A 20,369-nucleotide genomic window follows, 5' to 3' on the forward strand; every position below is an offset into this window, starting at 1 on the left:
CCCGTAGGTCCAGTCGGTCCAGTCGGAAGAGTAAACGGTGGTATCGGTGGTAATGTTGGTCCTACAAGATTAGGGTCAAATGCACTAGCTGATAAAGATTCATCGGGATTTAATCCATCTGAATAATTATTATTTGACATAAATTCACCTCCATAAAGCGTTCATTATATAGTAGATGCAAAACCGAAAGAAAATGACACGGACATTTGAATTATTGAAAAGAAATCTTAAACTACTTGAACAATTTAAAAAAATGGAAAGTTTAGTATATGTATAACATATGATTGATTTGGAAGAGGGTGATTATGTTGAACAAGCAAGGAATTACAATTAGTTTATGTATGATTGTTCGAGATGAGGAGGAGACAATAGCCCGTTGTTTAGACACAGTCGAGAAAATTGTAGATGAAATTATAGTAGTGGATACAGGTTCCGTCGATCGAACGAAAGAAATCGTAGAGAAATACACTTCTAACATATATGATTTCCAGTGGATTGATGATTTTGCGGCAGCAAGAAATTTTTCTTTTTCAAAAGCGACGCAAGAGTATATATTGTGGCTAGATGCAGATGACGTATTATTAGAAGATGCTCAAGAAGCATTGAAACTCTTAAAAATAGAATTAGATCCTAAAATTGATGCTGTTTCGATGCCTTATCATCTTACGATGGATTCTAACGGGAAACCTTTATATTGTACAAAAAGAAATCGACTTGTAAAGCGTGAAAAACAATTTCAATGGTTTGGAAAGGTTCACGAGTATTTAGCTATTGCGGGTGAGACTTTTAGTAGTAAAGTTGCTATTACGCATAAAAAAGAAAAGAAAGTAACAAATCGTAATTTGAAAATTTTTCAAAATACTGTAGCTGCAGGGGAAGAATTGAGTGCGAGGGATTTATTTTATTACGCAAATGAATCTACGGATAACCAAAAATATGATGATGCAGTTCTTCTTTATGAAACGTTTCTTAATCAAGACGAAGGATGGTATGAAGAGAAAATTTATGCATGTGGTAAGTTAGGAGATTGCTATGCGAAGCTCGGAATGTGGGAGAAGGCAATCGAATCTTGTGTGAAGTCGTTTCGGTATGACGTCCCTAGAGGAGAGAATTGTACAAGAATAGGATATATGTATATGGAACAAGAAAAATATAATGAAGCGATATTTTGGTTTAAACTTGCAACGGAAGTACCAATGGCAACAGAGAGTCCTTTCCATAGTCCTGCTAGCTACACATGGCTACCTTATTTACAAATGTGCATTTGTTATAGCAGGTTAGGGGAGCAGGATAAAGCGTATTATTACAATGAATTAGCAGCTTCTTATGTTCCGAATAATGCTGCAATTGAATATAACCGTAAATATTTTCGTGGAGTTTTTGATAAACCATATAAAGCGTAATAGGTTTCGTTTTTTGTAGAAATGATTTATCGTTATTCTAACTCTAATAGATTGGTTATATATTAGAGTATCAGTAACGTAACCAATATAGATAAAAATTTTATACTGCTATTTGCGGGTTAATAATCAGTGGGGGATGAACAAAATCTGCACTTTATAAAATTCATATGAGATTTATATTTCAAATTCAAATTGCATAAGGAGTGTGTGAAATGAATCGCGAAAAAAGCTCTTTATATGAAGAAAAATCCGAGCATTATTATAATGCAGCGAACCCAAATTTATTGAAGCATATAAAAAAGGAATGGAAAGAAGTTCTTGATATTGGTTGCTCGAGTGGTGCATTGGGAGCAGTTATTAAAGAAAACGGCACACGTGTATCAGGAATTGAGGCATTCCCAGAGGCGGCAGAAAAAGCGAAGGAAAGACTTGATCATGTTATTTTAGGTGATATAGAAAAAATAGATCTTCCTTATGAAGAGGAGCAATTTGATTGCGTCATATTTGGAGATGTATTAGAGCATTTATTTAATCCGTGGGCTGTGATTGAAAAGGTTAAGCCATATATAAAGCAAAATGGTGTGATTTTAGCTAGTATACCGAATATTGCTCATATTTCAGTATTAGCGCCTTTACTTGCTGGAAATTGGACGTATACAGAATATGGTTTATTAGATAAAACACATATTCGTTTTTTTACATTTAATGAAATGCTAAGAATGTTTTTAAAAGCAGGATATGTTATTAGTAAAGTAGATCGTGTATATGTTGATCACAAAATGTATGAGCCGCTTATTGAGGAGTTATATGGAATTTGTAAAAAATATCGTCTTGGAAGTGGCTTCATGGCTGAGACAGTTGTATTTCAGTATATTATTGAAGCTGAAAAATCACAATTATGAGTGGTGCAGACAAAACCATATTATTTGTTACATGTATAAATGATCGGAAATTGTATGCAAACTGCGTGCGACATATATTGCAATTGTTAGTACCTCCAGGGTATATTGTTCAATTTATGCCGATTCGAAATGCGAAAAGTATGACGAGTGGATACAATCAAGCCATTTCGCATCCAGCGAAGTATAAAGTGTATATACATCAAGATGTTTTTATTATAAATAGAGCCTTTTTATACGGATTACTTCAATTATTTGAGGAACATGAACATCTTGGTATGATTGGGATGGTTGGAGCGCAATATGTTCCTCCAACTGGTGTATGGAATGAAGGGCGTGGAATTGTAGGAAAGGTCATTGGCTATATGAATGATTTGTTTTATATGGCAAGTTTAGAACAACCGTATCACGAATCAAAAACATTTATTCCTGTAGAATGTATTGACGGTTTATTAATGGCGACACAATATGATGTTCCGTGGCGAGAAGACTTACTTGACGGATTTGACTTTTATGATGTATCTCAATCATTTGAATTTAAAAAAGCAGGATATACAGTCGGTGTACCTGTACAGCGCGATGCTTGGTGTATCCATTATCATTTTGATGTGAATATGACGAACTATGAAAAGTATCGGAAAATATTTGTGGAACACTATATGTCAGATGTAAATAAGGAAGAATAAAAGGGGGGACAAAAATGAAAAATCATACAATATTAGTCGTTGTTTGTGTAAATAATGAAGAGCTTTTCAAACAATGTGAGAGCCAAATAAGAAACATTTTTGTTCCCCCTGGTTATGTCGTGCAAATTTTTCCGATACGAGATGCGCAAAGTATGGCAAGTGCATACAACGGAGCCCTTTCATATCCAGCGAAATACAAAGTGTATATACATCAAGATACATATCTTATTAATCGAGACATGTTTTCTACACTTATATCTCTTTTTAAAGAAAATGAAAAGCTTGGTTTAATAGGAGTCGCTGGGGCTCAGTTTTTACCGAATAACGGGATATGGTGGGAAGGAAAAAATTTAGTAGGGAAAGTGATTGAGTATAGAAGACAGAATTATCAATTATTAAATTTAGATCAGGTTTTTTATGGTAATCAACCATTTTTGTCAGTTCAGGCAATTGATGGTTTATTCATGGCAACGCAGTATGATATTCCGTGGCGAGAAGATTTGTTTCAAGGGTTTCACTTTTATGATGTGTCACAGTCTTTAGAGTTTCAAAGGGCTGGTTATTTAATCGGTATCCCAAATCAAGCAAATTTATGGTGTATTCATTACAACGGGGATGAGTTTGATGCGGATACATATGAGAAGTACCGGAAAGTGTTTGTAGAACATTACAAAGATATATTATCTCCATCATAAAGGAGAGATGCAAAGTGAAAGGAATTATTTTAGCAGGTGGAACTGGATCGAGATTATATCCAATAACGAAAGTAACGAATAAACATTTACTTCCTGTTGGTCGGTATCCGATGATTTATCATGCGGTATATAAGCTAAAACAATGCGATATTACAGATATTATGATTATTACAGGTAAAGAGCATATGGGGGATGTTGTTAGCTTTTTAGGGAGTGGTCATGAATTTGGCGTGTCCTTTACGTATCGTGTGCAAGATAAAGCAGGCGGTATCGCACAGGCGTTAGGGCTTTGTGAAGATTTCGTCGGGAATGATCGTATGGTAGTTATATTAGGGGATAATATTTTTTCAGATGATATTCTTCCGTATGTTGAAGAGTTTGCAAATCAAAAAGAAGGTGCGAAAGTGCTATTGCAATCTGTAGAAGATCCCGAAAGATTTGGCGTAGCACATATTCAAAACCGAAAAATAGTTGAAATTGAAGAAAAGCCGAAAGAGCCGAAAAGTTCTTATGCGGTTACGGGAATTTATTTGTATGATTCGAAAGTATTTTCTTATATTAAAGAATTAAAACCTTCTGCACGGGGAGAACTTGAAATTACAGATATAAATAATTGGTATTTAAAACGAGGGGTACTTACTTATAATGAAATGAGCGGCTGGTGGACTGATGCGGGAACTCATGCTTCTCTTCAAAAGGCAAATACGTTAGCACGGGATATTAATTTTGGGAAACAGTTTAACGGAGAATAGGTGAGAATATGAAAGTTGTAGAAACAAATTTTACCGATGCAAAATTGTTAGAACCGAGGTTGTTTGGAGACGAGCGTGGCTTTTTTTCAGAGAGCTATAATAAGCAGGTGCTAGAAACATTAGGGATTACGTATTCATTTGTACAGGATAACGTATCTTATTCGGCTAAGGCAGGAACGATTCGGGGACTACACTTTCAAAAAAAACCGAAGGCACAAACGAAACTCATTCAAGTTATGCACGGGGCAATTTATGATGTTATCGTTGATTTGCGAAAAGAATCACCAACATTTAAACAATGGAAAGGGTATATTTTAAGTGCAGATAACCATCGACAATTGCTAGTGCCAAAAGGGTTTGCGCATGGATTTTGCACGCTTGTCCCGCATACTATCGTTATGTATAAAGTAGATGAATATTATAGCGCAGAGCATGACTCAGGATTACTTTGGGAAGATAAAGATTTAGCAATTCCTTGGCCAGTAACCGATCCTATATTGTCTGGTAAGGACCAGATATTACCATTACTAGAGGAATATGAAGATAGTTTTTAAGTAGGAGCGTTGTTTATGAATATATTAGTAACAGGTGGGGCTGGATTTATTGGAAGTAATTTCGTTCATTACATGCTACAAAGTTATGAAACATATAAAATTATTAATTACGATGCATTAACATATAGCGGGAATTTAAATAACGTAAAGTCTCTTCAGGATCACCCGAATTACTCTTTTGTAAAAGGAGAAATTCAAAATGGAGAGCTATTAGAACACGTTATAAAAGAGCGAGACGTACAAGTGATTGTAAATTTTGCAGCTGAATCACATGTGGACCGTAGTATTGAAAATCCGATTCCTTTTTATGATACAAATGTAATTGGGACGGTCACTTTATTAGAACTAGTTAAAAAATATTCGCATATAAAACTTGTGCAAGTATCAACGGATGAAGTGTATGGCTCTTTAGGGAAAACAGGGAAGTTCACAGAGATAACGCCGTTAGCTCCAAATAGTCCATATTCTTCAAGTAAGGCGAGCGCGGACATGATAGCTTTATCTTACTATAAAACATATCAATTACCGGTTATAGTAACGCGTTGTTCTAACAATTATGGGCCGTACCAGTATCCAGAAAAATTAATTCCGTTAATGGTTACGAATGCATTGGAAGGAAAAAAACTACCGTTATATGGTGATGGTTTAAATGTAAGAGATTGGTTACATGTAACGGATCATTGCAGTGCGATTGACGTTGTTCTGCATAAGGGACGTGTAGGAGAAGTATATAATATAGGTGGAAATAATGAAAAAACAAATGTAGAAGTTGTGGAACAAATTATTACTCTTTTAGGAAAAACAAAAAAAGACATTGAATATGTTACAGATCGTTTAGGGCACGATCGTCGTTATGCGATTGATGCAGAGAAAATGAAGAATGAATTTGATTGGGAACCGAAATATACGTTTGAACAAGGATTACAAGAGACGGTGAAATGGTATGAAAAGAATAAGGAATGGTGGAAACCACTAAAAGACCAGTAAGGGGCATGTTAAATGAAAGAGAGGGTTATCATAACAGGAGCAAACGGTCAATTAGGAAAGCAACTATTTGAAGAGTTAGATTCTGAAGAATATGATATATATCCATTTGATAAAAAGTTATTAGATGTGACAAATATATCCCGAATACAACAAGTGGTACAAGAAATAAAACCACATATAATTATTCATTGTGCTGCTTATACGAAAGTAGATCATGCGGAGAAAGAACAGGATCTTGCATATAGAATAAATGCAATCGGAGCTCGAAATGTAGCGGTTGCTTCACAATTAGTAGGAGCGAAGCTAGTTTATATTAGTACTGATTATGTATTTCAAGGTGCCAGACCAGATGGATACGACGAATTTCATAGTCCAGCGCCGATAAATATATATGGAGCCTCTAAGTATGCGGGGGAGCAGTTCGTCAAAGAGTTACATAATAAATATTTTATCGTTCGCACATCGTGGCTATATGGTAAATATGGAAATAATTTCGTGAAAACGATGATGAGATTAGGAAAAGAAAGAGATGAAATATCTGTTGTAGCGGATCAAGTTGGCTCGCCTACGTATGTGGCGGATTTAAATATGGTTATTAATAAGCTCATTCATACTTCTTTATACGGTACATACCACGTATCAAACAGAGGCTCATGCTCTTGGTTTGAATTTGCACAAAAGATATTTTCGTATACAAATATGAAAGTGAATGTATTACCTGTTTCAACGGAAGAATTCGGGGCTGCAGCTGCGAGGCCAAAATATTCTATCTTTCAACATAACATGCTACGATTAAATGGTTTTTTACAAATGCCGTCTTGGGAAGAAGGATTAGAGCGGTTTTTTATAGAAACCAAAAGTCATTAACAAATTTCTGTTAATGACTTTTTTGTTTGCCTTTAAGCGGTTTTATGGTACTATAATTATAGTATCAGGTACTAATAACAAGTATAAGTATTTCTGGGAGGATATATCATGGAACTATTACAAGGGAAAACATTTGTTGTTATGGGCGTTGCGAACCAAAGAAGTATTGCATGGGGAATTGCTCGCTCTTTGCATAATGCAGGTGCAAAATTAATATTCACATATGCAGGAGAACGTTTAGAAAGAAATGTTCGTGAATTAGCGGACACATTAGAAGGACAAGAATCACTTGTATTACCTTGTGATGTAACGAATGATGAGGAACTTACAGCTTGCTTTGAAACAATTAAACAAGAAGTAGGTACTATTCACGGTGTAGCACATTGTATTGCTTTTGCAAATCGCGATGACTTAAAAGGTGAATTTGTAGATACTTCTCGCGATGGATTTTTACTTGCACAAAATATTAGTGCATTCTCTTTAACAGCTGTAGCAAGAGAAGCGAAGAAAGTAATGACAGAAGGCGGAAATATTTTAACATTAACATACCTTGGCGGCGAGCGCGTTGTGAAAAATTATAACGTTATGGGTGTTGCGAAAGCTTCATTAGAAGCGAGCGTGAAATATTTAGCGAACGATTTAGGTCAACATGGTATTCGCGTCAACGCTATTTCTGCAGGACCAATTCGTACGTTATCTGCAAAAGGTGTAGGCGATTTCAACTCAATCTTAAGAGAAATTGAAGAGCGCGCACCACTTCGTCGTACAACAACTCCAGAAGAAGTTGGCGATACAGCAGTATTCCTATTCAGTGATTTAGCACGTGGAGTAACAGGAGAAAACATTCACGTTGATTCAGGGTATCATATCCTAGGATAAATATAATATTAATTTTTAAAGGACAATCTCTAAATGCTGAGATTGTCCTTTTTATTTGTTCTGAGAAAGAACGATTTTTAACGAAAGTTCTTACCACGTGATGAATATAACTATAATAGTACACGATTTATTCAGCTACGTATGGAAGTGGGAGGGACGAGTGTGAAGAATAAAAATAAAAGTTCAACAGTTGGAAAACCGTTGTTATATATTGCGCAAGTAAGTTTAGAACTTGCTGCACCGAAAATAAAAAGGATTATCCTGACAAACTTTGAAAATGAAGATCAAAAAGAGCAAAGTAATAGACAAGAAAATATTGTAAGCAGTGCTGTGGAAGAGGTATTAGAGCAAGAACAACAAGAAGAGCAGCAAGTGGAAGAAAAAATAGAAGAAGAGGAAAAAGAAGAACATGCAGAACAAGAAGAGCAAGAACCAGAACCAGTAAGAACTGTCCCGTATAATAAATCATTTAAGGATATGAATAATGATGAAAAAATTCATTTTTTACTAAACCGCCCTCATTACATTCCGAAAGTAAGGTGCAGAATAAAAACAGCTACAGTTTCTTATATTGGATCGATCATATCGTATCGTAATGGCATTGTATCTATTATGCCGCAAAATAGTATGAGAGATATTAGGTTGTCTATAGATGATATCCAATCGATTAGTATGGCCGGCTTTTAAATATGTAAAGGTGGTAGAAAGCTTCTACCACCCCAATAGTTTTTTAGTTTACTTTACGATAGAAACGTCGCGTAAGCATTGAATCGCACAGAAACAGCTTAAATCAACAGTAAGGCAAGTAGTTGTCGATATTAATCTTGCATTTGGTACAGCTAAAAACGTACAAATTGGATCGTCACCAGGTGGTACCGGAGTACCGTCACCTAATACTACAGTTAATACACGTAGCACAGCACAGCTATCATCATCTACGCTTTCCACACGGAAAATTGGAGATCGGCAGCTAGTAAGGCTTGCTGATGGTGCAAATGCTTCAAAAGGTTCTCCAGTTTTTGTGTATAAAATAAAAGGGCGTGTATTTGCTACTGATGCAGTATTATGTGCACCTAAGAATGGGATTTCACAACCAGATCCACATGTTGTTGTAGAACAATCTTGTAATTCATTGATGAATTTTACAACGTCAACTACACAATGAGAAGAGCCATGGTGTTTATTTTCGTTACAACTCATTAATGTCACTCCTTATCTTCTTGTTTGTATTTACATTAATAAGATATTGGAGTCGAGGAGATTTGGTCACAATCTCAAGACCTTTTTTTTTAAATAGGCGAAAGAGGATAAGGGAAGGTGGAATTATGCTGTTTACAAGCTGGCTTTTATTTTTTATTTTTGCGTTAGCTGCTTTTAGGCTCACTCGTTTAATTGTATATGATAAAATAACAGCCTTTTTGCGAAGACCATTTATTGATGAATTAGAGATTACGGAGCCGGATGGAAGTGTATCAACGTTTACAAAAGTGAAAGGTAATGGATTAAGAAAGTGGATTGGCGAATTATTAAGCTGTTATTGGTGTACAGGTGTATGGGTTAGTGCTTTTTTATTAGTTTTATATAATTGGATTCCTATCGTTGCGGAGCCGTTACTTGCATTATTAGCCATTGCAGGAGCAGCAGCAATCATTGAAACAATTACAGGATATTTTATGGGAGAATAATATATTTTCATAATACGAGAAAAAGCGGAGTTTAAAAGAATGAGGGAACGGAAGTAAAGAGTTGTTCATATAGTAAATAGACAGAATTGACAGTAGAGGAGATGTTTGCTGTGAGCAATAATCCAAGGCAGAATTCATATGACCTGCAGCAGTGGTATCATATACAGCAACAACACCAAGCACAACAACAGGCATATCAAGAACAATTACAACAACAAGGATTTGTGAAGAAAAAGGGATGCAATTGTGGGAAAAAGAAGAACACAATAAAACAATATGAAGAATGAAACACTCATGCTACTGTGAGTGTTTTTTATTATATATAAAAAGCGGTATTTCTGTATTAGAAATACCGCTTTTTACTAGCTAATTTGTGCAACTGTTAATGCTGCAGCACGAATGTCTACAGTTCCAATCAACTCAACTGGTACAATTTGAATTAAGTCACCAGGATTTAAGTTAATAAGAATAACCCCACTGGATACGTCTACTTCACCAGTACCAATAACGTTAGAACGAACGGCTGTACCTGATCCAGGAATAATGTTAGCTGGTGTACCTAATGATAAGAAGAAACGACCAGCTTCTGGTGCAGTAGGTACGTTATCAAGACTAATTGTTAATGTATAACTGATTTGATAAATACCAGCTCGTAGAATTCGAATGCCATCTCCGACACTTACTGTATCGTTGATTACAGGAACAGTAATATTTGGATTTGGACTTACGCTAGGTAATAATAGTGGTGTAAATAGTGAAGCGAACTGAGGTGCAGAAGCATTGAAAGCAAAACCAAAGGCAGGTAGTGTACTAGCTGGCTTCGCCTCACAATCAATTTTAGTAAATTCGCAATCAGAAGAGAACATGTTTTTCACTCCTTTATCTGTTTCTACTTTCAGTTAATGAAAAGGACAGGTTCTATGTTCTAGACAAGTTCCCAATTTTAAGAAATTTACATAATAATACTCTTTAAGCATGGATTGGGTGGCAGATAATTCTGCCACCCAATCCATGCTTAAATCAGTATTTAGTTTTATATAGAAACATCGCGTAAGCATTGAATCGCGCAGAAACAACTTAAATCAACAGTCAGACAAGTGGAGGTTGATATTAGTCTTGCATTTGGTACAGCTAAAAACGTACAGATTGGGTCGTCACCAGGTGGTACAGCGGTACCATCACCTAAAACTACAGTTAATACACGCAATACAGCACAGTCATCATCATCTATACTTTCTACGCGGAAAATTGGAGATCGGCAGCTAGTAAGGCTTGAAGATGGTGCGAATGCTTCAAAAGGTTCTCCAGTTTTTGTGTATAAAATAAAAGGACGTGTATTAGCTACTGATGCATTGTTATGTGCACCTAAAAATGGAACTTCGCAACCAGATCCACATGTTGTCGTTGCACATTCTTGCAGTTCATGTATAAAACGAACGACATTCGATACACAGTTGAAATCACACTCATGTTGATGATCTTCATTACAATTGCAGCTCATTATGTTCACTCCTTCTCGTGAGTTCTGACATACACTATTACAATATGAGTGGGATATGGCTGATATTACGTTAATTCTTATGATAAAAACAAGGAATTTATATAGGAGGGATGTACATAACGCATTATAAAAAAAAGACATCCTTATTTAGTGGATGTCTTTTCAGGTAAGTCTTTTCGCACAGTATATAAAAAACGAGATATATCTAATTTCTTTCCTCTGAAAAATTGCGGAGAAGAAATGTACAGTTCTTCTTTCGCACGTGTAATGGCGACATAAAGTAATCGGCGTTCTTCTTCTAATGCTTCAGAAGTTTCCGTAACACGATCATTTGCATCTTTTAAAGAAGAAGTATGCGGCAGGATCCCATCACTCGCTCCAAGTAAAAAGACACATGGAAATTCAAGGCCTTTTGCGTTATGAATTGACATAAGTGAAACGGCATCTTTTTGCGGCATTGTTTTTAATGCTTCCATTTCTTTTTGACCTTGAATCGCTTCGTCAATAAATTGTAAATAAGCTGGAATATCGGTGAAACGAGTTGCAGACTCCATTAATTCTTCCAACATTTCTTCTTGTATGTCTTTATGCATCGTAAAGGAAGAACGATCGTTACTTTGTAAGTACTCTAAATATTTTCCTTTACCATGAATGATTTCTTTTAATGCTTTTTTCGGTTCTAATTCTTTAATAAATTTAATAAAATCAATACGTTCATTTACCTTTTTCACTTGAAAAGGTTTTAAGCTCGGATTTAATAGTAAGAAATGAAGAAGAGAAGGAAAACGGCCTTCACCATATTTCCATTGTTCACGTTCAATAAATGAAATACAATCATCACGTCCGATATACATCGTCGGTAATATGTTTGAAAGTGATTCTAGTCGAAACGGCTCAATCACGAGTCGTAAATGATCTAATACAGGCTTAATTAAAGAATGTTCATAAAATGATTGGCTTGCCCCGTGTTTAATAAACGGGATTTTATGAATGGTAAGTTGATCAAGTAACGAACGACTTACAGAATGTGTGCGATACAGTAAACAAAAATCTTTATAGTTTCGTTCACCGCTATCTACTTTTTCTTGAATGAGCTGTAAAATTTGATTTGCTTCATCAAGAGTTGTAGCAGGTCTTGCATAAAAAGGTTGTACACCTTCCTCACGAACGGAGTATAGCTCTTTATCAAAACGTTCTTGATTTAATTTTATAACTTCATTTCCAAGCCCGACGATAAAGGGATTGGATCGATAATTCGTATTTAGTGCAATGATTGTTGTGTTATCAAATTCTTTTGGAAAAGATAAAATAATTTGGTGACTTGCCCCTCGCCAGCCATAGATAGCTTGATCATCATCACCTGCGATGAACAAATTATTTCTTGGCGTGGCTAACAATTTTACAATTTCATATTGTGCATACGATGTATCTTGAAACTCATCTACTTCAATGTAGTGAAAACGTTGTTGTAATTGAGTTAGTAAAGGAGCATTATTTTCTAACATATAATATGTTTCCAATAAGATGTCATCGAAATCAATATAATTGTATCGTTGTTTTACTTCTTCAAAACGTTCATATACTTCTTTAAATTCTTGTTCCACTGGTGTTTTCGCTTTTACATCTTTCGGACGATTTAATTTGTTTTTCTCAAGTGAAATCATTGCGAGCATCGTTTCCGCATCGTAATCGTCTTTTAAACGCAATTCTTTTAAGATTTTCTTTATCATAATTTGTTTATGTTTTTCATTTGCTAAAATTTGCTGATTATACCCTTGACTACGAAGCAATTTTAAGAAAACAGAGTGGAATGTACCAGCAACAACGTAGCTACTTGCTGCATGATTCATACCTGGTAACTTCGCGACACGACTTCGGATTTCTTCAGCTGCTTTTTGTGTAAATGTAAGTAATAAAATATTTCGTGGATGAACTTGTTTTACATTTACTAAATAACCAACGCGAGTTGTTAAAACAGATGTTTTCCCGCTTCCAGCACCAGCTAGTGTGAGAACAGGACCTTCGGTTGTGCGCACGGCTTCTAGTTGTTTTTCGTTTAAAAAAACATTTTGTTGTTCGAGAGCGCGGAAATAAGCCGCATCTACATCTTCTTCCATAATTAAATGGGTAGATGTTTTCGGAATATGATATGTCGCACGCGGAATATCAGCGTGTGTTAACGATTTTTGTGAAAATTTTTCTTGTGTCATATGTTCACCTTCAAAACTATAGCATCAACATTTAACTTTAGCGGAAGAAAAAGAAAATAGCAATGTAAAAAACAGGAGGGGTCACCTCCTGCTTTCAAATTACAATTCTTTTATCATTATGACGTGCGGGATATTTGCTTCCATAAATACATCAGAACTCGTTACATATCCAAGTTTTTTATAGAAATCTTCAGCATGTGTTTGAGCATGAAGTTTCAATTTTGGTAGCGAATTTTCTTTTGCATACGCTTCAAGCGCATCCATAACAATTTTTCCGATGCCTTTTTTTCGATGGGAACCTAGCACGCAAATGCGTTCCATTTTTCCGATACCATCAAGGGTGCGAAAACGTCCAGCACCAACTGGAACATCATTGTCATATATAACAACGTGTGTTGAAGTTTCTTCAAACTCATCGTACTCTTCTTCAGCAGAGACACGTTGTTCATTTACAAACACTTGTTTACGTACAGAGAATGCATCTCTTAGTTGTTCGTCCGTTTGTACAATCTGTGCGTGCAAATTAGTTGTTCTCCTTTCCAAGGTGGAATGTTTCGTGTACAGTCCATGTTCCATTTTCTAATTGATATAGAAGATGGAAACGATCAATTGGTTGTTCATAATAGAAATCTTTCATACGTAATCGACCTAATACATCAGCATGCTCTGCATCTGATAAGCCTTGTCCGATTGTTAAGTGAGGTACGAAAGCATATTCGCGTTCTTGCGTGAATAACCCGCCATGCATTTCTTCATTTAAGAAAGTAAGTTCAGGTGTTTTTTCTACTTTAAAATAAAGGACGTTATTAACAGGTGCGAATGAACCAACTTTCCCAACATGAAGGGTGAACGGATTCGTTTTACCTGCGATTGTATGTAGCTCGTTTACAATCGATTCTAATTGTTCATCTTGCGTCTCAAAGGGTGTTTTCAATGTAATATGTGGCGGAACTAATGCGTAGTGCGGGTCATAACGCTTACGCAATCCGTTCGCTTTATCTTGAATCATTTTAGATGGAAAAATTACAATGCCTAATTTCATGTTCCAATTCCTCCCTTTGTAAGTCTAGTTAGATTTTGAGATAAATAAATCTCTTTATCTATTATATCAAATTATTCTGAATACTGCTCTCTATTATTTCATTGATAGAATATGAGAGAAGGCTTTCGGTAAATCAGTTTGCCAATATTTCCAAGTATGATTACCTTCAAACTCCTCGTAATGCGTGATGAAATTTCTATTTATAAGAAGCGTATTTAACTCACGGTTCGGTTCTACGAAATCAGATACTTGTCCATCAGTACGTTTTACAGCCGTTTCTTCTGTGCCAATGACGTGATACAGTTCTAATGCTTGTGGATCTTTGAAGTCTTTTGCTAAGTTCATCAATGTCTCATCCACAAATGGTGATTGCATAACGACTTTACCGAATGTATGCGGATACATAAGTGCAGTCATAAAGGAAACTGTTCCGCCAAGAGAATCACCAATTAAAACACGACCTTTTCCCATTTGATACGTTGGATAATTTTCATCAATATACGGTGCAAGTTCATGAGCAAGGAAACGAATATATGCAGCATTTTTTACTTCATTTGGGAAATATTTTTCTTTACGATCATGTACATTTTTATATGGAATACCGACAATAATTGTACGGTCAATTTCTTCAGTTTCACGAAGGCGCTCAATTACACGGTGCGCTTTACCGAGCTGAAAATAATCTCTACCATCTTGTGCAATTACAACTGTATGTTTGTGCAGTGGTGTGTAATTTACTGGTAAATAAACGAGAAGAGTAACGTCTTCTTGAAGCGATGCGCTATAAAATGAAATTTCTTCAATTCTCCCTATTGTTTGACTCATGTAGATCCCCCTAAATAAAAATTTACTGTAACGATTGTAAGAGCGACGCTTGTAGTGAAAAAGGAAATAATTATTCACTAATTGGTGCCTTAATTTCTATTTTACCATAATGGTACGAAGAATCTAAAAAATTAGTATTTAAGTTATGAAAGAAAACGGATATAATGAAGTGGGATTTTTGACAGGTGAGAGGGGAGACAGGGTTTGAAACAAGAAAAATCAATCGCACTACCATTAGCTATTTCTATAATTGCCATTTCCTTTGCAGCAGTTTTTGTAAAGATGTCCTCAGCACCATCTTCAATATTAAGTATGTACCGCTTATGGATTATCGTACTTATTATGCTGCCTATCGTATGGAAAAAAAGAGAGGAATTTAATAGGATCCAAATGAAAGATTGGGGCTTTTTAATTGGATCTGGTTTCTTTTTAGCACTTCATTTTCTTTTATGGTTTGAATCTTTAAAGCATACAACAGTTGCTAGTTCAACAATTATTTTGGCACTTCAACCGATCGTATCTTTAGTTGGAGGTTTTTTTCTGTTTAAAGAAAGAACAACATATTCAGCCATTGCAACGATGGGAATCGCTATTCTAGGCGTAATGTGCATTGGTTGGGGAGATTTAGGTTTAAGTAAGCAAGCAATTTATGGAGACATATTATCCTTTCTAAGTGTAATAGCAGTTGTCGGTTATTTATTTATCGGGCAAACGACAGTAAAGAAAGTATCACACTGGATTTATAGCTTTACAGTCTTTGCATTCGCAGGTCTTTTTATGGGGATTTATAATGTCATATTGCAAGTACCCTTTACAGGTTATACGAAGTGGGATTGGACCGTTTTTCTTTTACTTGCGGTTGTGCCGACAGTGTCACATGTAATTAATAACTGGCTATTAAATTATGTAAATGCAACGACAATTTCAATGAGTATTTTAGGAGAACCTGTTGGAGCATCTATACTTGCGTTCTTCTTACTTGGAGAAAAATTAAACGCAATGCAAATTATCGGTAGCATGCTCGTATTGTTTGGTGTATCTGTTTTCTTATTACAGCAACAAAAGCGAACATCAAAAAATGTCGTAAACGAGCCGGTGTATACACAGGAATTATAGTGTTAGGGGAGAAAAGGGAAGTTGTGATACTTCTCTTTTTGTTTTATAGAAATACGGGCGTAGAAGGGGGAGGGAAATGGCAGAGATATTAAAGAAGTATATGAAGAATCTTACAACATTAAGTGAAGAAGAGCAGCAAATGATCCTCAGTGAATTACAAATTGAAGAATATAAAAAAGGAACAGTGCTCCTAAGACAAGGAAATGTTCCGTTAAAATGTTATTTTGTATTAAAAGGATGCGTTAGGCAACATAGTATAGATGAAGCAGGGAAAGAAGTTACATCAAATTTTTATACAGAAGAACAGGCAATTTCGAATTTCAACCATCATAAACAAGATAAATCTTCATCATATACGTTAACGTGTTTAGAAGATTGTACTGTAGTTGTTGGTGATCTACATAGTGAAAAGGACATGTATAATAAGTATTCACAATTAGAAGAAATGACGCGTAAAATGATCGAGTACAATTTCGGTGAAGTACAAGATGAACTTGCTGTATTTATCTCATCGACACCAGAAGAACGATATAAAACATTGTTACGAAAACGTCCGTATTTAATTAATCGCGTTCCACAATATCAGCTAGCAAGCTATCTTGGCATGACACCAGAATCATTAAGTAGAATTAAGAAACGGCTTAATTAGAGTGTTTACCACCTTTCAATAGTAGCCATATCGCAAGTCCTAATTCACCTGCAATCATAGGTAATTGGAATAGTGATTGTATGATTGAAATCATTGTATCGTATTGTGTAAACATTGTATTCATGACGTGAATTAGCATATAACCGGTAGCAGCAATGAACAGCAGTATACTAATAAACTTTGGTATCTGTTTAGAGAGAAAAGTTACATATCCTAAAACGAAAAGATGCAATCCAAAAATAATCAATCCTACAGACCAAATGTATTCGAATGCACTGAGAAACAACATCGTATATGTTTCTGGATTCGCAATTGTATTTTTTGAAAGCAACAATGCCAATATTAGATTGAATATAGCAATCCCAAGTATAGCTGTATACATAAGACGAAGCCAAGCTGCTAGTAATGAGAGGCTAGTATGAATTGGTTTTAGAAAGAAATAAAGAGCCCATGCGGCGACAATATCAGTAATAAAAATGGTAATCCACCCGAAGATTTCTGCTTTGAAAAGTGAATTTGAAGTTTGGATATTATGGAATGTTGTACTCGCATCTCCTTGTATAACGAGATTTCCATGAACAAAACCGTAAGAAAAAAATGCAATGAATGCCATAACAAGAAGAGAGGTACCAGCAAATAAGGCGTACTTTCGTCCAGTCATAATACGTCCTCCTTTTCTAATATTGTTTTCATTGTAATAGGGAAGAGGAGGAGATTCATTGACTTAAATCAAGAGGGGGAAAGTTTAGTGGAATTTCCATCAAAAAAAGATGTATGGTTATATCCGATTTTTTTTGTTGTCATAGGAGCGTGTTTTGCTCCTATATTTGCAGAGAGAGAATATTTTCTTTTATTTTTTACGACTCCGTTAGCCATAGTATTTATTTTTGGGTGGTTTTCAACCAAATATATTGTGGAAGAGGAAATGATTATCATTAGGTCAGGTTTTATTAAAAAACGTATTTTTATACGAGATATAAAACAAATTTCAAATACGAAAAATCCAATAGCAGCTCATGCTCTATCATTCGATCGACTTGAAATTGTTTACGATACACATAAAACAGAAATTATTTCTCCAAGAAATAAAGAACAATTTATTAATCTTGTAAAAAGTAAAAACTCAAATATTGAAATCAAGTAAAAGAGTGGCTTCGTAGCCACTCTTTTACTTTGGATTTGTCATATAAGGTTGTACATGAATGACACATAGGTCACGGAATTTGCCTTCAGCAGTTGTGACAATTACGACTGCTCTACCTGCACTTTTTCCAGTAATCGTCACGGTGTCACCTTTTGGATATATGGTGATGATATCAGAATTCATATTTGACCAAATAAGCTCTTTATTTGTTGCTTGTATTGGCAAAATGGAAGCTGATAAAACAATATTTTGTCCCGTTTTTATTTTTAATTTATGCTTTTCCATATGAACACCGATGACTGAAATAACAGAAGGAGCAATTGAAATTTTAGGCGGGTTAGGTTGCATGTTTAAACAAGACGCAGAAGTATTTGTAATAGGTGAAAATTTTCGTGTTTGTTGTTGCTGGAAAGCTGCTAACATATTGGAGTCCCCTTTCTGTATAAGTGCTGATATTCATACTATAAAGGAGTAGTGTTATGTTAAATTTAACGAAACATAAAGAATTTGTTAAATTTGATAAGAAGATTGTCGAACTGTAAAAAGCTCTGCTGTTACGATAACAGCAGAGCTTTTTTTATAAATTATGACGATGTTGTTTTTCGAAATCCTCAAATTGCTCTTCAACTTCTTTTGAAGGTTGTGTTAGTAAACTAACAACTATGATTACTAGTAAACTAATAGTGAAACCAGGAATCATTTCGTATAAGAATTTTGTTAAGAATTCAAACTGAGTCCAGATAATAACAGTAGCGGCACCAGAAATCATACCGGCAAGTGCGCCCCACTTCGTCATACGTTTCCAATATAAGCTTAATAAAATAGCAGGTCCGAATGAAGAACCAAATCCAGCCCAAGCGTATCCAACAAGAGCTAAAATCGTATCATTTTGTTTAAGCGCTAATGCGCACCCAACTAATGCAATAACAAGTACAGCCATACGACCGACAAATACAAGTTCTTTATCAGATGCAGAACGTTTAAAGAATGTACGATATAAATCTTCAGTTACAGCACTAGAAGTAACGAGTAGCTGAGATGAAATTGTACTCATAATCGCTGCTAGAATGGCTGCTAATAAAAATCCAGTAATAAGTGGGTGGAATAAAATTTTTCCTAGTTCAAGGAAAATTGTTTCTGGATTAGATAATGTCAACTCTTGTTGTGAATAGTAAGCAATACCAATAAGACCAGTAAACATAGCTCCGACAACAGAGAAAATCATCCAGCTCATACCAATTCTTCGTGCGCTTTTAATTTCTTTTACAGACGAAATTGCCATAAAGCGTACGATAATATGAGGTTGTCCAACATAACCAAGGCCCCATGCGAATAATGAAATAATTCCTAATACAGAAGTACCTTTAAAAATATCTAATAATGTTGGATCAATCGATTTAATTGTACTAAATGCAGGACCAAGTCCATTTACATTCATAATTGTAACGGTAGGAACAAGAATAAGAGCAACTACCATAATGATTCCTTGCACGAAGTCTGTCCAACTTACTGCTAAGAAACCACCAAATAATGTGTAAGCTACAACAACGCCTGCTACAATGAATAATCCAACATGATAGTTCATGCCAAATGAATTTTCAAATAATACAGCGCCTGAAACTAATCCTGAAGCTACATAGAAAGTAAAGAAAATCATAATAACAAGTCCAGATACTAAACGTAGCATATGAGATTTGTCGTGGAAACGGTGTTCCAAAAATTCTGGGATAGTAATAGAGTTATTAGCCATTTCAGAGTAGGTACGTAAGCGAGGAGCGACATATAGCCAGTTTGCGTATGCGCCTAGTGTCAGGCCGATCGCAATCCAACTACTACTTAATCCAACGCTAAACATTGCACCGGGTAATCCCATTAAAAGCCAGCCACTCATATCGGATGCTCCAGCACTTAATGCTGTTACTGCGGGGCCTAGTGTACGCCCGCCAAGCATATAATCTGTTAAGTTGGACGTTCGTTTGTAGGCGAAATAGCCGATTACTAACATCCCGAGCATGTAAATAGAGATAGAAGTTAAAGTTAACATCTGCGTACTCATGTAGTTCCCCTTTCTTTTGTCAGATCTTTTGATGCGTTATGCATATTTATCCCGCATAAACGGGCAGTAAAACTCCCACCTTAAAATTGGCTGGGCAAGGAAGTTAGGTGGGAGATCAACTGTCCGTAAATGCCCGATTGGTTCAACTAATAATCAGTGGGGATGAACACCCCCCACTGATTAAAGTTTCACTTTATAATCTATCATGATTATTCTGAAAAATCCATATAGAAATACGAATTTTCAGAAATGTAAGCGCTTTTTGATGTCATTTTACTTTTTTAATATATAATATTCATACAAAAAACCTTATTTTTAATAGAGTATTTATTATATTTACATAAAAAGAGGTTGTTTTGTCAATATAATATTGAAAGGAAAGAAAAATAAAATTTTTAAAAAAGTATTGACTTGTGAAA

26 protein-coding genes are annotated in these 20,369 nt (G+C 35.4%); 15 read left to right on the forward strand and 11 right to left on the reverse strand.

Annotation, left to right across the window (positions count from 1 at the left end; translation table 11 throughout):
* The coding region (locus tag MR170_RS13250; RefSeq protein ID WP_141543581.1) for an exosporium leader peptide-containing protein at positions 1-140 on the reverse strand (140 nt) is incomplete at its 3' end.
* A 165-nt stretch (positions 141-305) separates the two neighbouring features.
* Here MR170_RS13250 and MR170_RS13255 point away from each other — a divergent pair.
* The 10 genes from MR170_RS13255 to MR170_RS13300 all read left to right on the forward strand — a co-directional run bounded on the left by MR170_RS13255 (position 306) and on the right by MR170_RS13300 (position 8,409).
* Positions 306-1,403, forward strand: coding sequence for a glycosyltransferase (locus tag MR170_RS13255; RefSeq protein WP_242308412.1), 1,098 nt, complete (start codon positions 306-308; stop codon positions 1,401-1,403).
* 212 nt (positions 1,404-1,615) lie between these two features.
* A complete protein-coding gene (locus MR170_RS13260) occupies positions 1,616-2,305 on the forward strand; it encodes a class I SAM-dependent methyltransferase (protein WP_242308413.1) in 690 nt (229 codons plus the stop codon).
* Positions 2,302-2,988, forward strand: a complete 687-nt coding sequence (locus tag MR170_RS13265) for a glycosyltransferase family protein (RefSeq protein ID WP_242308415.1) — start codon at positions 2,302-2,304, stop codon at positions 2,986-2,988. Before MR170_RS13260 ends, MR170_RS13265 begins: the two co-directional genes overlap by 4 nt.
* 14 nt (positions 2,989-3,002) lie before the next feature.
* Positions 3,003-3,683, forward strand: coding sequence for a glycosyltransferase family protein (locus MR170_RS13270; RefSeq protein WP_242308416.1), 681 nt, complete (start codon positions 3,003-3,005; stop codon positions 3,681-3,683).
* A 14-nt stretch (positions 3,684-3,697) separates the two neighbouring features.
* Positions 3,698-4,435, forward strand: coding sequence for a sugar phosphate nucleotidyltransferase (locus MR170_RS13275; RefSeq protein ID WP_000676160.1), 738 nt, complete (start codon positions 3,698-3,700; stop codon positions 4,433-4,435).
* Positions 4,436-4,443: 8 nt separating this feature from the next.
* A complete protein-coding gene (gene rfbC, locus MR170_RS13280) occupies positions 4,444-4,989 on the forward strand; it encodes a dTDP-4-dehydrorhamnose 3,5-epimerase (RefSeq protein ID WP_050842875.1) in 546 nt (181 codons plus the stop codon).
* A gap of 15 nt (positions 4,990-5,004) precedes the next feature.
* A complete protein-coding gene (gene rfbB, locus MR170_RS13285; RefSeq protein ID WP_016082449.1) occupies positions 5,005-5,976 on the forward strand; it encodes a dTDP-glucose 4,6-dehydratase in 972 nt (323 codons plus the stop codon).
* Between the two features lie 12 nt (positions 5,977-5,988).
* Positions 5,989-6,843, forward strand: coding sequence for a dTDP-4-dehydrorhamnose reductase (gene rfbD, locus MR170_RS13290; RefSeq protein ID WP_088114575.1), 855 nt, complete (start codon positions 5,989-5,991; stop codon positions 6,841-6,843).
* 108 nt (positions 6,844-6,951) lie between these two features.
* Positions 6,952-7,722, forward strand: coding sequence for an enoyl-ACP reductase FabI (gene fabI / locus MR170_RS13295; RefSeq protein WP_000421885.1), 771 nt, complete (start codon positions 6,952-6,954; stop codon positions 7,720-7,722).
* A 141-nt stretch (positions 7,723-7,863) separates the two neighbouring features.
* Positions 7,864-8,409: a spore coat CotO family protein gene (locus MR170_RS13300; RefSeq protein WP_080117245.1), complete on the forward strand. Its 546-nt coding sequence runs from the start codon at positions 7,864-7,866 to the stop codon at positions 8,407-8,409.
* Positions 8,410-8,457: 48 nt separating this feature from the next.
* Here the strand turns inward: MR170_RS13300 and exsY are convergent, their stop codons facing one another.
* Positions 8,458-8,922 (reverse strand): exosporium assembly protein ExsY, encoded by a 465-nt coding sequence (exsY, locus tag MR170_RS13305; RefSeq protein WP_001277739.1) that lies wholly within the window; start codon positions 8,920-8,922, stop codon positions 8,458-8,460.
* A 125-nt stretch (positions 8,923-9,047) separates the two neighbouring features.
* Here exsY and MR170_RS13310 point away from each other — a divergent pair, with 125 nt between their 5' ends.
* A complete protein-coding gene (locus tag MR170_RS13310) occupies positions 9,048-9,407 on the forward strand; it encodes a DUF1360 domain-containing protein (RefSeq protein WP_000899664.1) in 360 nt (119 codons plus the stop codon).
* 101 nt (positions 9,408-9,508) lie between these two features.
* Entirely contained in the window at positions 9,509-9,694 is a 186-nt protein-coding gene (locus tag MR170_RS13315) for a hypothetical protein (RefSeq protein WP_029948404.1), read from the forward strand.
* 75 nt (positions 9,695-9,769) lie between these two features.
* On the opposite strand, the gene exsF is transcribed toward MR170_RS13315, so the two are convergent.
* The 6 genes from exsF to MR170_RS13345 all read right to left on the reverse strand — a co-directional run bounded on the left by exsF (position 9,770) and on the right by MR170_RS13345 (position 14,985).
* Positions 9,770-10,273 carry an exosporium protein ExsF gene (gene exsF, locus MR170_RS13320; RefSeq protein WP_016082446.1) on the reverse strand — a complete coding sequence of 168 codons (504 nt, stop codon included), beginning with the start codon at positions 10,271-10,273 and terminating at the stop codon, positions 9,770-9,772.
* Positions 10,274-10,440: 167 nt separating this feature from the next.
* Positions 10,441-10,908: a spore coat protein CotY gene (cotY, locus tag MR170_RS13325; RefSeq protein ID WP_016082445.1), complete on the reverse strand. Its 468-nt coding sequence runs from the start codon at positions 10,906-10,908 to the stop codon at positions 10,441-10,443.
* A gap of 143 nt (positions 10,909-11,051) precedes the next feature.
* A complete protein-coding gene (locus tag MR170_RS13330) occupies positions 11,052-13,118 on the reverse strand; it encodes an ATP-dependent helicase (protein WP_016082444.1) in 2,067 nt (688 codons plus the stop codon).
* Positions 13,119-13,217: 99 nt separating this feature from the next.
* Complete coding sequence (locus MR170_RS13335) at positions 13,218-13,640, reverse strand: GNAT family N-acetyltransferase (RefSeq protein ID WP_000543304.1); 423 nt, start codon at positions 13,638-13,640, stop codon at positions 13,218-13,220.
* Position 13,641: 1 nt separating this feature from the next.
* Complete coding sequence (locus tag MR170_RS13340; RefSeq protein ID WP_016082443.1) at positions 13,642-14,160, reverse strand: YjcG family protein; 519 nt, start codon at positions 14,158-14,160, stop codon at positions 13,642-13,644.
* A gap of 93 nt (positions 14,161-14,253) precedes the next feature.
* Positions 14,254-14,985 (reverse strand): alpha/beta hydrolase, encoded by a 732-nt coding sequence (locus MR170_RS13345; protein ID WP_242308417.1) that lies wholly within the window; start codon positions 14,983-14,985, stop codon positions 14,254-14,256.
* 204 nt (positions 14,986-15,189) lie between these two features.
* Between MR170_RS13345 and MR170_RS13350 the strand changes: the two genes are divergently transcribed.
* Both MR170_RS13350 and MR170_RS13355 read left to right on the forward strand, forming a co-directional pair.
* On the forward strand, positions 15,190-16,101 hold the full coding sequence (locus MR170_RS13350; protein WP_016082441.1) for a DMT family transporter: 912 nt from the start codon (positions 15,190-15,192) through the stop codon (positions 16,099-16,101).
* 76 nt (positions 16,102-16,177) lie between these two features.
* On the forward strand, positions 16,178-16,750 hold the full coding sequence (locus tag MR170_RS13355) for a Crp/Fnr family transcriptional regulator (RefSeq protein ID WP_075718259.1): 573 nt from the start codon (positions 16,178-16,180) through the stop codon (positions 16,748-16,750).
* On the opposite strand, the gene MR170_RS13360 is transcribed toward MR170_RS13355, so the two are convergent.
* Positions 16,743-17,411 (reverse strand): DUF4386 domain-containing protein, encoded by a 669-nt coding sequence (locus MR170_RS13360; RefSeq protein ID WP_242308418.1) that lies wholly within the window; start codon positions 17,409-17,411, stop codon positions 16,743-16,745. The genes MR170_RS13355 and MR170_RS13360 overlap by 8 nt on opposite strands.
* A gap of 87 nt (positions 17,412-17,498) precedes the next feature.
* Here MR170_RS13360 and MR170_RS13365 point away from each other — a divergent pair, with 87 nt between their 5' ends.
* Complete coding sequence (locus MR170_RS13365) at positions 17,499-17,894, forward strand: PH domain-containing protein (protein ID WP_242308419.1); 396 nt, start codon at positions 17,499-17,501, stop codon at positions 17,892-17,894.
* A gap of 24 nt (positions 17,895-17,918) precedes the next feature.
* On the opposite strand, the gene MR170_RS13370 is transcribed toward MR170_RS13365, so the two are convergent.
* Together MR170_RS13370 and putP are read right to left on the reverse strand one after the other, a co-directional pair.
* Positions 17,919-18,317 carry an Ig-like domain-containing protein gene (locus MR170_RS13370; protein WP_000878735.1) on the reverse strand — a complete coding sequence of 133 codons (399 nt, stop codon included), beginning with the start codon at positions 18,315-18,317 and terminating at the stop codon, positions 17,919-17,921.
* A 154-nt stretch (positions 18,318-18,471) separates the two neighbouring features.
* Positions 18,472-19,950, reverse strand: a complete 1,479-nt coding sequence (gene putP / locus MR170_RS13375; protein WP_088115496.1) for a sodium/proline symporter PutP — start codon at positions 19,948-19,950, stop codon at positions 18,472-18,474.
* Positions 19,951-20,369: the final 419 nt, after the last annotated feature.

Source organism: Bacillus cereus group sp. BfR-BA-01524 (assembly GCF_022662595.1).
GTDB classification, from domain to species: domain Bacteria; phylum Bacillota; class Bacilli; order Bacillales; family Bacillaceae_G; genus Bacillus_A; species Bacillus_A thuringiensis_S.